The sequence below is a fragment of the Actinoplanes sp. NBC_00393 genome (genome assembly GCF_036053395.1).
Classification (GTDB): domain Bacteria; phylum Actinomycetota; class Actinomycetes; order Mycobacteriales; family Micromonosporaceae; genus Actinoplanes.
The window spans coordinates 11,390,869-11,403,618 of record NZ_CP107942.1 but is presented as its reverse complement, the minus strand read 5'-3'; the positions used below and the strand labels follow the sequence as shown (position 1 = coordinate 11,403,618).

The window sequence follows — 12,750 nt, the reverse complement described above, 5'->3', positions numbered from 1 at the left end:
GTCGCGATGCGATCCCGCGGGATCGGCCCGTGAGCCGCCGATCCGTCGGTCCCCGAGCCGAGCAGCGCACCGTTCTTTCGGCCGATGCGCGATCCCGGCCGATCCCTAGGCTGAGAACGTGCTGCGAGACGACCTGCGAGCCTTCTGGACCGAACCGCGGCCACCCGGCGCCCCGGCCCGGGTGTGGCGCGACTGGGTCCTTCTCGCTGCGGGCCTGTCCGGCGTGGTGCTGGAGGCCGTACTGCATACCGATCTCGCATGGCGGCCGGTCGCGGTAGCGGAAGCCGTCTTGCTGTGCGTGCTGACCCTGTGGCGGCGGACCCACCCACTGGCGGTGGCCGCCTCCGGCTTCGGCTCGATCATCGCGCTCCAGGTGCTCTCGACCGTTTTCGCCGCTCCGGAACCGGTCGGGCTCTACGCCAGCCTGGTCGTGCTCACGCTGGTGTACGCGCTGCCCCGCTGGGGGTCGGGCCGCGAGATCGTTCTGGGTGCTGCGCTGATCCTGACGACCTTCGCGCTGTCGGTAACCACCGACGACGTCCCGGTCGGCGACCAGATCGGCGGCTTCGTGTTCCTGTCCATGCCCGCGGTGATCGGGGCGTCCGTACGGTTCTGGGACACCGCCCGCGAACGGCAGCTGGAACGGGCCCGCTCCTTCGAACGGGAGCGGATCGCCAGGGAGTTGCACGACACGGTCGCCCACCACGTCTCCGCCATGGTGATCCGCGCCCAGGCCGGCCGGGTCGTCGCCGCCTCGGACCCGGCCGCCGCCGTCGAAGCCCTCGAAGGGGTCGAGGAGGAAGGCGCCCGCACCCTGGAGGAGATGCGTGCCATGGTCGCCGCGCTGCGCGACAGCCGGACGACCGGTGCCGACCTCGCTCCGCAGGCCGGCGTCGGCGACCTGCACCGGCTGCTGCGCTCGCACGCCGGTCACCTGCGCGTCGATCTGGATCTCGACGGCGAGCTGGCCGCACTGTCACCGGCCGTGGACGCCGCGGTCTACCGCATCGTGCAGGAGTCGGTGACCAACGCGATGCGCCACGCGGTCGGCGCCACCGAGGTCGTGGTCCGGGTCGTCGGAGACCCCCAGCGGGTACGCGTCACCGTCGCCGATGACGGTACCCGCACCGGCCGGGGCCGCGCCGGATACGGGCTGACCGGGCTGCGCGAGCGTGCCGGCCTGCTCGGCGGGGAGTTGCGGGCCGGTCCGGGCGCCGACCGGGGCTGGCAGGTGGAGGCCGAGCTGCCCAGGGGAAGGACGGACGACCGTGCCCATTCGCGTACTCGTCGCTGACGACCAGGCCGTCATCCGCACCGGCCTGCGGGTCATGCTCGACGCCCAACCCGACGTCGAGGTGGTCGGCGAGGCGTCCGACGGGCGCGAGGCCGTACGCCTGGCCCGTGACCTGCGCCCCGACGTCTGCCTGTTCGACATCCGCATGCCCGAGCTCGACGGCCTCGCAGCCACCCGGCAGTTGGCCGGTCCCGGCGTACCCGACCCGATGGTCGTCGTCGTGATCACCACGTTCGACCTGGACGAGTACGTCTACGGCGCGCTGCGCGCCGGCGCCCGCGGCTTCCTGCTCAAGGACGCCGGGCCGGACCTGCTGGTCCAGGCCGTGCGCTCGGCCGCCGCCGGTGACGCGCTGATCGCCCCGAGCGTCACCGTGCGCCTGCTGCAGACCTTCGCGGACGTGCCGACCGGCCGGCCCGCCGTCCAACCGATCAGCCCGATCACCGCCCGCGAGGACGAGGTGCTGCTCGCGGTGGCCCGCGGCCTGACCAACACCGAGATCGCCGACACCCTCTACATCAGCCTCAGCACCGTGAAGACGCACCTGGCGAGCCTGATGGCCAAGCTCGGCGCCCGCAACCGGGTCGAGATCGCGATGTGGGCCTACGAGACGCGCCGGATCATTCCGGCCACCTGACCCGGGCGCGCAAGCCGGCGGTCGTCCGGGCCCCGCCGGGCGGTGCGCGGCTCACAGCTGGGGCCGGTGAGCCCGGCCGGCCCGAGCCGGGCCAGACTGCTCATGCCCGGCTCGGGAGCGCCAGCGAGGGTGTCACCCGCGCAGGCCACCGGCGCCTTCGACGAAGCGCGCCAGGCGGCCCCGGATGATCCGCGGCTCCGGGAACAATCACCCATCCGCCCGGCCTCGTCACCCCACGGCTGCCCTTACGACGCCGGCCAGGGCGGAAGGAACCACCACTGGTCAGGCCGATTGTATGAACAGTCCCACTGGATGGCCTGCACGGGAGTCGTGGCGCCATTGGGAACGGCCAGGCACTTATCGCTATTGAGGTTCACCAGTCGATAATAGATCTTCTGATAGCTATTGGTCCCGACCTCTTCGAGCCTCCAGATCTGATCTGCCACGCCAAGATAGTCCCACTGGATTATCTTGCCCCCGTTCGCCTTGCTTCCTCCGCTGACACCCATCGCCTTCCATGAGGAGGTGCCGGCATTAACAATGTACGAGGACGTGCTGCTGGACGTCGGCTTGATGAATTTCCACGCCTGGTCCTGCTTGCCCTCCCTCTTCCACTGGATGATCGGCGCGCCATTATTGGGGCTCGAACCGCTGACGCCGAGGTTGAGATCGCTGAGGAAACTTCTGATATACACCCACTGGGTAGGCGGCACTGCCGGGCCGGCCAACGCATGGGATTCAGCCGCGCTCACCTGCTGCGCCGACGTGGCGTCGGCCCGCGATGCGGACCCGAAGCTCAGGATGGTAACCAGCGACGCGGCGAAGACGATGCCCCATCGCCGCCGAGCGATGTTCTTGATCTGGAATGCAGTGCCCAGCAAGACGCTCCCCTGTCAGTAGGTAATGGACAGTCGTCGATCAAGGTAATCGTATACGATCTCGAAGGCAATAGAAGGGACGCGGAGGACGGCCAGGTTGCCCTTCTGCGTGACCTGGGTGCCGAGATCGCCGCGTACGGCGCCGACCTCGACCAGTTGCTCGAGGAGTACCACGCAGCCGTCGCCACCGAGACTGCCCGGCGCGACCGGCATGTGCGAGCCCGGAGAACCATCGTTGAGCTGCCCCAACTGTTCATTGCCGCCTGAGTTCGAGGCGGCACCGAATATCCAGGGCGCCGGTCCGACGACCGTAGGCCGGCGTAAATGCCCACGTGGCTACACGGACCGACCGCTGGACCGAAAGGGCGAGACACGACGGGGTGAGCGCGTCAAGGTCCTGCACTCGGCCGACGAACCGAACCAGCAGCGCAAGCAACGTGCAGCCCGATGCCCGCCTCATTGAGCATCACGGATAGAACCAACGGCGAAGCTCCGCCACAAGGGTCGTTGACCTGCCGAAAGCTGGCAGAACCGTCGCGCAGCTCGCGAACGATCCCACCGTGAATCCGGTCTCCCCAGCCGCCGCCGGTGAGGACGTCGTTACCACTGCAACCGAACAGAGTGTCCTGTCAACGGACGGTGCGATGAGGGCTTCGGCGGGCCTGCCGGTGACCCGCAAGAAATCTCAGCCGTCTTCGGAGTGTTCCTGCGGCGGCGTGTAGTCCAAGAGCGTTGGAGTCTGGGTCAGGTGCAGCAGCACATTCAGGGCCGGCCCGGCCGTGGTGATCCGTACCGGGCACCGATCCTGAGCGCAGGCGCGGCCAAGGGCGTGCAGGGCACGCAAGCCGGAGAGGTCACAGAAATCCAGGGCGGACAGGTCAAGGTCCAGGCGTTGACCGTCGCAGCCGTCGAGGATCTCCGACAGCTGGTAGTGAAACGTGGCGGTGGTGCCGATGTCGAGCTCGCCGGTGACCGCGACGAGGACAGCACCGTCGTACAGCCGGACCTCGGTGACGGCGATCCGGCCGTCAGCCTCGCCACCATGGTTCATCACGCTCCGAGCCGGTAGCTCAGCAGCAGGCGGGTGCCGGTGGCATCGGTGGCGATGTCCAGACTGGTGCAGGCCTGCCGGATGACCTGCAAACCGCCCCCACCGGAATGGTCCCCATCGGTGGTGGCGTGCTCCCCGGCCGGCCCAGTGGCGGCGAGGCCTGGGCCGTGGTCGCTGATCTCGCACCACAGCCGGCCGTCCCGGCGCCACAGCAGCAGCTGGCCGTTCCCGCCGCCGTGCTGCACGACGTTGGTCACCGCCTCGTGCACGGCGAGCACGAGCCGGTGCACGTCGTTGCCGTGCAACCCTTGGCCGGCGGCGATGACGCGGACCTGTCCGCGTACCGGGCCCAGCATCGCCGGCCCGAACCAGCAGGCCAGCAGCACACCGTCCACAGCGTGCGGCACGGGTTTGGGCATGACGGCGAAGTCCACGCCGGCCGCAGTCCCGGTACGAGTACCGTGCCAGCCGTGGGGGAACCCGCCGCTCAGATCCAGGCCATGACGCTCGAGGGTGAGCAGTTCGGCGGTCGCGGCGGTGAGGGTCGCCGCCGCCAGCTGATCGGCGCTGTTCAACGGGCCGGGCGCGCGGCGGTACAGGTCGACGGCCCCGTCGTGGCGGACCCCACCGGCATGCAGGGGCAGTGCGAACACCGCCCGCACTCCGGCGGCCAGCGCGGCCGGCGTGAACCGGGGCCACCGCTGCCGCCACGACCCAACGGTCAGGTCGGCGGCCAGCACCGGCCGCCGCGTCGCGGTGGCGTCGCGGCACGGCCCCTCGTCCAGAGTGAGCTGCGCGGACTCCAGTTGCGAGCTGGCCGTGTCGCTGGAGAACCGGATGCGCGGCTCGGACCCGACCGAGCCGGCCGACAAGCCCATCCCGGCGATGCCCGGCACCAGCGCCGCGCCCGCGCGGCACAACCCGGTCACGTTTGGACCATAGGTACTGACCAAGTCCCACACCCGGTCCCGGTGCCCGTTGTGACTGCCGGTCGCTGCTTCCCGCGCGAAATAGTGTTCACCGGTCATGACTGGACGACCTCATGTCCGCTTCGGCGCCGCCGTGACGAGTTCGGACCCGGAATCACGAACGCCGGCATCCCACCGAGACAGAGGAGTCCTCCGCCTCACGGCGGATTACCTCCACGCTACCTCCGAGAGCAGCACCCAGTTGGAATCGAATATGCCATCTGTCGGCATAACACGACCGGGTAGAATGTCTGCATTACCCTATCCCGGCCGCTGCGAGGCAACTTAGCAGCGGCACTTCGCCGCCCAACTCGCACACGACCTGCGCAGCCCGCTGACCGGCGTCCTGGCCTACGCCGCTGAACTGCACCTGCACCCCACCGTCAACGCCGACGCCGACGCCTCCTGGTGCACCGACCGGATATCCGCCGCCGCACTGCGGATGGGCACACTGATCGACGACGTTCTCGCGCAGGCCACCACCGGCGTCCTCGGCATTGCCACGGAAGTCGACCTCACCGAAATCACCAATAATCGAAATCAGCGACACCCCCGGCGGTGGAGCCACCGTCTGCATCACCATCCCCACACCCGAGCCGTAACCCGAACGACGGAGACCGGTGGTATATCGCGACAATCGGCGCTCGGCCGAGCCGGTCGTCTATGAGCGTCGTCCCGCCGCAACCGGGGCGACGGCGCGGAGTTCGGCGGTCAGCCTCGCGGCCAATTCCAGCGCGGATTCCGACGGCGACGATGGTGTGGGTTCGAAGAACGTCACCTTCAGCCGCGGGCGCCGAGGGAAACCGGCGATGTCCACCGTCCCGGAGACCGCCGCACAGACGATGCGGGCCTGCGGCACCGCTTCGGCGAGACGTCCGACACCGCTGCGGGCCCGCAACTGCCGGCCCTGTGAGCGGCTACCTTCAGGAAAGATCCCGAGGCAGCCGCTGGCGGAAAGACACCGCACCGCGGCATCCAGCGCGTCCGTGTCGGCCTGGCCGCGCCGGACGGGGATCTGCCCCATTCCGTCGAGCACGCGGCGCAACAACGGATTCTTCCAGAGTGATGATTTGGCGAGGGCCTGAATCTGCCGGTGCCGGCGCGCGGCGAACGCGATGACCACGGGATCCCAGGCGCTGTCATGGTTGGCCGCGACGATTGTCGCGCCGCTCCTGGGAAGGTGGTGCAAGCCGACCACCTCGAGGCGGCCCCACCAGCGGACAATCGGTCCTGCCGCCGCCATGACGGCTCGATAGACCGGCGGAATCCGACCGGTGCTGTCGGTCGCGGGGGCAGAACGGTTGCGTTCCATGACTCACTCTCACTGTCCAGGCATGCGGACATTCCCCTGCGGACGGCGCTCGCCGGCCCCTGTCTAGCAGGTCGAGTGGCCTTCAGCAACGCGACACCGGCCCGGTCCGGTCCGGTGCCACAGATGTTGAAAGGCCGGCCGCCGCGTTCTCCGGAAGCGGCCAGGAGGCCGAGGTTCGGCTCATGTGTTCTCGCGCCGGCGCACCGGCCGGTCGGGCAGGAGTCCTTCCTCCCGGTCGAGTTCGCGTTCCAGTACCCGAAGCCCCTCGTCGGGCAACCAGCCGGCATCGCGCCATCGCAGGAGCTCGTCGCGCTGGGCATCGATCGCTACTCGGCGGACATGCAGAGCCGCCTCGTACCCCGGCGACACCGGCAGGTTCTTCGAGTCGCTTTCGCGCAGCAGAGTGAGCCGGCCCTGGTAACGGGTCAGCCGGGCACCGAGTTGAGCCCGCATCGTCTCGATCATATGGATGTGGATGTCATCGTGTTCCTGTGCCTGCAGGTCGTCGAGCGCGGCGAGAGCGGCCTCCACGGAGGCGGAGCGCGCCTCGTTGCGAAGACGAGCCTGATCTTTCTCGTCAGCGTGGAGCCCGAGCGCCCGGACGATCGGCGCGAAGGTGAGTCCCTGGCCCACCAGGGTGACGAGCACGACGACGAACGTGCAGAACAACAGCAGGTCCCGGGCCGGAAACGGCGCGCCGCTGTCGGTGACCAGCGGAATGGTGGAGATCGCCGCCAGACTGATCACCCCGCGAGTTCCCGACCAGCTCAAAGCGACGACCTCACGGCCCGTCAGTCGCTGCTCACGCCGTCGCTCTGCGGGAGACGGCGTCGCCTCGTCGGCATTGTCACCGGCGTCCCGGTCCAGCCGGTCACCGCCCAGCCAGGTGTGCAGCGAGCGCGGCAGTGACTGGGTCAGCAGCAGCCACACCGGCCGCAGCACCAGAACAACACCGACGCTGATCGTGACGGCGATGACGATGGTGGCGGTGTCGTACTGCGCCAGCCCCTGTACGACGGCGGGCAGTTGCTGGCCGATCAGCAGGAACACGCAGCCTTCGAGCAGGAAGTCGACCAGCCGCCATACCGCGCTCGTCTGTAGCCGGCCCGCACCCGAGGCCGACCGGGGCGTGTGGTGCCCGACGACGAGCCCGGCGATGACCACCGCCAGCACGCCGGAGACGTGAACGTGTTCGCCGATCAGGTAGGCAACGAACGGGGTGGCCAGCGAGACCGCATTGGCCATCATCGGATCGCTGCTCAGCGGCCGGGACAGAAGGCGGACGGCGAAGGCGACCAGCACGCCGACGGCCACCCCGCCTGCCGCCGCGATCAGGAACCGGCCCAGTGCCGACGGCGCCGAGAAGTCGTCACCCGTGGCGGCGGCCACGGCGACACTCAGGATGGTGAGGGCGGTCGCGTCGTTGAGCAGCCCTTCACCCTGGATCAGTGTGACGATTTTCGGGGGCAGCCCTACCCGTCGCCCGACGGCGAGCGCGGCCACCGGGTCAGGCGGCGCCACCGCCGCACCGATCGCGATACCGGCGGCCAGGGTCGCGCCCGAGACGAACCACGAGAAGCAGAAACCGATCGCCAGGGCCGTCAGCAGGACCAGGACCACCGACAGGCTCACCACCGTACGCAAATTGCGCCGGATCCCGCCCAGAGAAGCGTCCAGAGCCGCGCTGTACAGCAGCGGTGGCAGCACCAGCGTCAGCACGATGTCGGGGTCCAGCGAAATGTTGGGTCCCGGCAGCAGCGCGTACCCGACACCGATGATCGGCAGCAGCGCCGCGGCAGGCAGGCCGGTTCGATTGGCGATCCATCGCACCACCACGACCACTGCGACAGCGGCAAGGACGAACACCAGGGACGACTCGACGTTCACAGCTCCATCCTTACGGATCACCCGCCGGGGCCCCGGGAGAACGCGGCCGGAGCAGCGGCGGGCTAACCGACGGAATTGGCGTACGCGTCTTCGTGCCTGGCAGCGCGAATACTGAGGGCGACTGGTGGCTTTGCCATCGGCGCCTCGACCGTCGCATGTTGCCTCGCACTGGCACTCGTCAAGCAGCACGTTGAGGCCGCCCGGCGTGAATGGTGGCGGCCGCCGTGCCCCGCGTTCATCATTCTTGGCAGTGCGACGGTGGTGGCAGTGCCGCTGTGGGTTGGCTTCTACGGCTCCTGGCAGCTGACAACTTTAGGGCAGGCAGCGTTGGCCTGGTCGCTGCCGTGGGGATGTGGCCTGGCGCTGGCTGCCTGGCTGGACCGGCGCCTACGGCGAGCGGCACTGACCGCGGTAAGCGCAAGCGCGCCCGCCACCGCATGTCCCCGCCGGGCCCGGCGCCCGGAGCACCGCACGGTCTGGAACCGGACCGCGGCAGCAAGACCGGAGAGACTGCTGGCGGCGTGTGTGCCACATCCTCGCGACCGGTTATCGATGCCTAGGGCTGGGTATTCGCGACGGCGTGAGTACTGACCGTGCCCGCCGAGCAGGATTAGCCTCGGCCCTTCGTTAAGGGCTGTCCACGGAGTGGGCGGAGAAAGAAGAAGTGCCTTCTGATCAGGGAAAATAGGACTTGCTGAGGGTCCGATGTTCCTGTCACGGAAGGCACTTGCTGGGTGAAGGCTACCGCAACACGTCCGAAGATCACGGTGACTGGTGGCGGGCGGGGCGTGGTCGCTCACGCTGGTGCCCGGCTGCTGGCCGATCTCGCCGACGCGACCGGGTTGACCAGCGCGTTCAGTCTTGGGTTGACGGGTCTGCGGCAGCGCGGTGGCGGGCACGACCCGGGCCGGATCGCGGTCGATCTCGCGGTGATGCTCGCCGACGGCGGCGAAGCGATCGCCGATCTCGCCGTCCTGCGTGACCAGGCCGGCCTGTTCGGGCCGGTCGCCTCCGACCCGACCGCCTGGCGGCTGCTGTCGAAGGTGGACGAGGCGATGCTGGCCCAGCTGCGAGCCGCGCGAGCCCAGGCTCGGGAAGTGGCCTGGGCTCAGCACGCCGAGGTCCGCGGCGACCTGCCACAGGTCACCGTGGCCGGCCGCAAGATGCAGGGCCTGGTCCTGGACATCGACGCGACGATCGTCATCTGCCACTCGGAGAAGGAGGCAGCGACCCGGACCTGGAAGAAGACCTTCGGCTATCACCCGTTGTTCTGCTTCCTGGACAACACCGGCGAAGCCCTGTCCGGGCTCCTGCGCGAGGGCCGGGCCGGGTCGAACACCACCGCCGACCACATCACCGTCCTGGACCAGGCACTCACCCAGATCCCCGACGCCCACCGGCACGGCACCCCGGTCCTGCTGCGCAGCGACTCGGCCGGCTCCAGCCACGGCTTCCTCGCCCACATCCGATCGCTGCGCGAGCAGCACCTGGACATCCGATTCAGCGTCGGCACCGCGATCACCGAACCCGTCCGGCAAGCGATCACCGCGGCCTCCGGCTGGATCCCCGCCATCGACACCGACGGCGACCTGCGTGAACACGCCGAGGTCTGTGAGATCACCGGCCTGTTCGACGCTACCGGCTGGCCGCAGGGCACCCGGTTCCTGGTCCGCCGCGAACGCCCGCACCCCGGCGCCCAGCTGTCGCTGTTCGACACCATCGAAGGCTGGCGGCATCAGGTCGTCGCCACCGACACCCCACCCGGCAACGGCGGCATCCAGTTCCTGGAGGCCCGGCACCGGGCCCACGCCCGCGTCGAAGACCGCATCCGCACCGGCAAGGACACCGGCTTCGGCCGGTTCCCGTCCCGGCACTTCGCGATCAACCAGGCCTGGCTACAACTCGCCCTGACCGGCATCGACCTACTCGCCTGGACCCAAACCCTGCTCCTCGACGGCGACCTCGCCACCGCCGAGCCCAAGAGACTGCGCTACCGGCTGCTGCACGTCGCCGCCCGGCTCACCCGCACCGCCCGCCGGACCCGCCTCGCCATCGCCGCCGACTGGCCCTGGACCGAGGCCCTGACCAGCGCTTTCAGCCGCCTCGCGGCACTCCCACGACCCGCAGGCTGACCCAGCAACCCACGTCCCACCAGCTTCACGGAGGAACCCGGCCCTGCGCCGGGCCATCAGCATGCCAGCAACCCGGCAAACCGCATCCGAAGTCACATCAATCGATCAGCAGCTATGGACGATGAGCCAAGTGAAAGACCGAGGTTAGCTGACCGCTCACAGACCGGCCTGAACCGGCTGGAGGACCGGGTCGAGCAGGGCTTGGAGCACATCAGTGCCATGGTCAAGCCCCGGCTTCGGGGTTGGCTGCACGCCGGCACCTTTCCTATCGCCGTCGGTGTCGGCGCGTTCTTGACCGCGCTGTCCCCGGATGACAGATCGCGGGTGGCTTTAGCGCTGTTCACGCTGTCGGCGGCGCTGCTGTTCGGCATCAGCGCGCTCTATCATCGCGGTCACTGGGGCGAACGCGCTCACAAGGTGCTGCAGCGGTTCGACCACGCCAACATTTTCATGATCATCGCCGGCACGTACACGCCGTTCTGCGTGCTCGTGCTGCCGCCGGGCCAGGCCCGCATCTTGCTGTGGATCGTGTGGTGCGGCGCGCTGGCCGGTGTCGCCTTCCGGGTCCTGTGGGTCGGCGCCCCTCGCTGGCTGTACGTGCCGGTGTACATCGCCCTGGGGTGGGTCGCGGTGCTCTACCTACCGGGATTCTGGCGTTCCGGGGGCGCCCTGGTCGTCACGTTCCTGTTTCTGGGCGGTGTGCTCTACACCGTGGGTGCTGTGGTCTATGGCCTCAAACGACCTGACCCGAGCCCGCGCTGGTTCGGCTTCCACGAGGTCTTCCATGCCCTGACGGTCGCAGCGTTCGCCGCCCATTGCATGGGCATCTCCATCGCCTTGAGCACCACCGCCTGAGACCCCGCCCACTGGCCAATTGGCGGCGTCGCTGCCGTGTCCGGACAGCGCAGCGGCGCGGGCGGTCAGCAAACGGGTCGTGTACGCGACCGTGCCCAGCGGTTCAGGCTTCAGGAAGCTCGCGAGCGCGGCGATCAGCGAGGTCACGTGCGGCGTTCGCACGGTCTTCGGCCGCAGCGGCGCGGTGCTGTGCGGCAGCACGTCGGTGTGTGGCGGCATCGTCGATGTCAGCGTCGCCGAGCCTCCGGTGAAGGTCAGCGGCGTCGTCGTGAGTATTTGCCGAGCGTTGCTCAGCTTCGGCGGCTCGCTCGGCTGACAGCGCCGCCGCACGGCGAGCGTATTCGGCATTTACCCGCGCCGCCTCGGCCTGCTCCCGAGTGGACCCGGGTTCCCGGCGGATCTGCTCGCCGAGGGCTTCCGAGCGCTTGGCCAGTTCGTCCGCGCGCTTGGCCGCCTCGAGCCCGCGCTCCCGCGCTCGCGTGCCACGTTCCTGCCGAGCATCCTCATCGGCCGCCATGGCGCCAGTCTATGCGCCGAGCGGGGGAACCTGCTCGGCCAGGCCCGCTCGAGCAGGGCCTCCGCCCGGCGCAGGCGGTACGCCGACGCATACTCTCTCTGTCCGGCTGAATCCTGGCCGTCGTCGCAGCAGGCGGTAGCCAACGTCTACGCCGCCATCGAGCTTCAACACGCAGAAACGGACAGCGGCTCGACGTTACTTTTCAGCACTACGAGCGACTCCCGTGATCCGCAGGCCGGGACCGTCCAGAGGTGGTCGATCGGTCGATCCAGCAAAGCCGCCAGTTCGAGCTCTGCGCAGGAGGGCCGATGATCCGACGCAACAGGCGGGCTCGTGACCTTCCGGGCGGCCACGACACGTCGGTGCAGGATTTGCTTGATCCATTGCAGGACATCGGACTCCGCGCTACCGCGACAGCCCGCCAGCCACCACACCTCGACGTAGGTACCCGCGAGAACCGCGGCACGCTGTCCCGCATTCGCCAGGCCCGCCGTCAGCTCGGCCGCGATGGCCTCCGCCGTGCGGTGCAGCAGCACGGCGAGCGCTTCCTGACTGCCCCGCGAGATCGCGTCCACGAGCGGCGAAAGAAGGTCACCGGCCTGCGAAGCGCCGACGCTCACCTCCACCGGCGGTTCAGGTGCGTGGCGCTTGTCCACTGCGTCCACTGCGGCGGTCAGCGCGGCGTCGGCCGATGCACGGCTCGCGTCGGGAGGAACGACCATCAGGTCGAAGCGGCCGTCTCCGAACTCGGTCATGATCGTGATCAGTCCGGCGGGCTGGGACGCGTGCCAGCCGAGCCGCACCGGTCGCCGGCTGGTGGCGGCGCGCCGCGGATGCGGGAGGTCCCATTCGGAGGCGTTCAACAGTACGTGCGTGATCTCACCCCGAAGCCCGGCAAGTGCCGCCGTCAGTTGCGGGATTTCGGTGACTGCGTTCGTCGACCGAGGCCACCAGGCCCCGTCGAGGACGGTGAACCTCGACGGATGCGGGTTGAGTCGCAGACGTATCGCGCCACCCGATCCGGGAGTGGCCTCGGCCCCACTGCTGCGATCCATGGCGATGCCTCTCCGTGTGCAGCCTCGGCGCCATCACGATCGGGGGCGGTGCTCGTCGGAGGATGGGAGAAGCCGGTAGCTCTCACCACCGTACGCGTCCTCAGTGCCGACGCGCGTACTCTGGGTGGTGAACGATGGCTTCGTCATCCGCGCGACCGATGGAT

The 12,750-nt window shown here is 69.1% G+C and carries 13 protein-coding genes; 6 read left to right on the top strand and 7 right to left on the bottom strand.

Annotation, left to right across the window (positions count from 1 at the left end; translation table 11 throughout):
• Positions 1-118 precede the first annotated feature (118 nt).
• Positions 119-1,294: a sensor histidine kinase gene (locus OHA21_RS52535; protein WP_328468734.1), complete on the top strand. Its 1,176-nt coding sequence runs from the start codon at positions 119-121 to the stop codon at positions 1,292-1,294.
• Complete coding sequence (locus OHA21_RS52530; protein ID WP_328468732.1) at positions 1,269-1,931, top strand: response regulator transcription factor; 663 nt, start codon at positions 1,269-1,271, stop codon at positions 1,929-1,931. The genes OHA21_RS52535 and OHA21_RS52530 overlap by 26 nt, the downstream gene beginning before the upstream one ends.
• A gap of 245 nt (positions 1,932-2,176) precedes the next feature.
• On the opposite strand, the gene OHA21_RS52525 is transcribed toward OHA21_RS52530, so the two are convergent.
• From OHA21_RS52525 to OHA21_RS52510, 4 genes are all read right to left on the bottom strand, one after another.
• A complete protein-coding gene (locus tag OHA21_RS52525; RefSeq protein WP_328468730.1) occupies positions 2,177-2,812 on the bottom strand; it encodes an RICIN domain-containing protein in 636 nt (211 codons plus the stop codon).
• Positions 2,813-2,824: 12 nt separating this feature from the next.
• The gene (locus OHA21_RS52520; protein WP_328468728.1) at positions 2,825-3,058 is read right to left on the bottom strand and encodes a hypothetical protein; all 234 of its coding nucleotides are present in this window, start codon (positions 3,056-3,058) and stop codon (positions 2,825-2,827) included.
• A 436-nt stretch (positions 3,059-3,494) separates the two neighbouring features.
• Positions 3,495-3,860, bottom strand: a complete 366-nt coding sequence (locus OHA21_RS52515) for an STAS domain-containing protein (RefSeq protein ID WP_328479075.1) — start codon at positions 3,858-3,860, stop codon at positions 3,495-3,497.
• Positions 3,860-4,789: an ATP-binding protein gene (locus OHA21_RS52510; protein WP_328468726.1), complete on the bottom strand. Its 930-nt coding sequence runs from the start codon at positions 4,787-4,789 to the stop codon at positions 3,860-3,862. Before OHA21_RS52510 ends, OHA21_RS52515 begins: the two co-directional genes overlap by 1 nt.
• A 361-nt stretch (positions 4,790-5,150) precedes the next feature.
• Here OHA21_RS52510 and OHA21_RS52905 point away from each other — a divergent pair, with 361 nt between their 5' ends.
• The gene (locus tag OHA21_RS52905; RefSeq protein ID WP_442875229.1) at positions 5,151-5,495 is read left to right on the top strand and encodes a hypothetical protein; all 345 of its coding nucleotides are present in this window, start codon (positions 5,151-5,153) and stop codon (positions 5,493-5,495) included.
• On the opposite strand, the gene OHA21_RS52500 is transcribed toward OHA21_RS52905, so the two are convergent.
• Positions 5,490-6,140, bottom strand: a complete 651-nt coding sequence (locus tag OHA21_RS52500; RefSeq protein ID WP_328468722.1) for a lysophospholipid acyltransferase family protein — start codon at positions 6,138-6,140, stop codon at positions 5,490-5,492. The genes OHA21_RS52905 and OHA21_RS52500 overlap by 6 nt on opposite strands.
• Before the next feature lie 180 nt (positions 6,141-6,320).
• Positions 6,321-8,027 (bottom strand): Na+/H+ antiporter, encoded by a 1,707-nt coding sequence (locus tag OHA21_RS52495; protein ID WP_328468720.1) that lies wholly within the window; start codon positions 8,025-8,027, stop codon positions 6,321-6,323.
• Positions 8,028-8,761: 734 nt separating this feature from the next.
• On the opposite strand from OHA21_RS52495, the gene OHA21_RS52490 reads away from it, so the two are divergent.
• The 3 genes from OHA21_RS52490 to OHA21_RS52480 all read left to right on the top strand — a co-directional run bounded on the left by OHA21_RS52490 (position 8,762) and on the right by OHA21_RS52480 (position 11,330).
• Positions 8,762-10,159 (top strand): IS1380 family transposase, encoded by a 1,398-nt coding sequence (locus tag OHA21_RS52490; protein WP_328468718.1) that lies wholly within the window; start codon positions 8,762-8,764, stop codon positions 10,157-10,159.
• A 114-nt stretch (positions 10,160-10,273) separates the two neighbouring features.
• Positions 10,274-11,014 carry a PAQR family membrane homeostasis protein TrhA gene (gene trhA, locus OHA21_RS52485; RefSeq protein WP_328468711.1) on the top strand — a complete coding sequence of 247 codons (741 nt, stop codon included), beginning with the start codon at positions 10,274-10,276 and terminating at the stop codon, positions 11,012-11,014.
• A gap of 79 nt (positions 11,015-11,093) precedes the next feature.
• The gene (locus OHA21_RS52480; protein WP_328468709.1) at positions 11,094-11,330 is read left to right on the top strand and encodes a hypothetical protein; all 237 of its coding nucleotides are present in this window, start codon (positions 11,094-11,096) and stop codon (positions 11,328-11,330) included.
• Positions 11,331-11,695: 365 nt separating this feature from the next.
• Here the strand turns inward: OHA21_RS52480 and OHA21_RS52475 are convergent, their stop codons facing one another.
• Positions 11,696-12,586 (bottom strand): DUF5994 family protein, encoded by an 891-nt coding sequence (locus OHA21_RS52475; protein WP_328468707.1) that lies wholly within the window; start codon positions 12,584-12,586, stop codon positions 11,696-11,698.
• Positions 12,587-12,750 lie beyond the last annotated feature (164 nt).

What these genes read in the sequence shown, in the direction of transcription:
- OHA21_RS52475 (WP_328468707.1), bottom strand. Translation starts at nt 12,586, where the DNA reads ATGGATCGCAGCAGTGGGGCCGAGGCCACTCCCGGATCGGGTGGCGCG.
- trhA (WP_328468711.1), top strand. Translation starts at nt 10,274, where the DNA reads ATGGACGATGAGCCAAGTGAAAGACCGAGGTTAGCTGACCGCTCACAG.
- OHA21_RS52515 (WP_328479075.1), bottom strand. Translation starts at nt 3,860, where the DNA reads ATGAACCATGGTGGCGAGGCTGACGGCCGGATCGCCGTCACCGAGGTC.
- OHA21_RS52500 (WP_328468722.1), bottom strand. Translation starts at nt 6,140, where the DNA reads ATGGAACGCAACCGTTCTGCCCCCGCGACCGACAGCACCGGTCGGATT.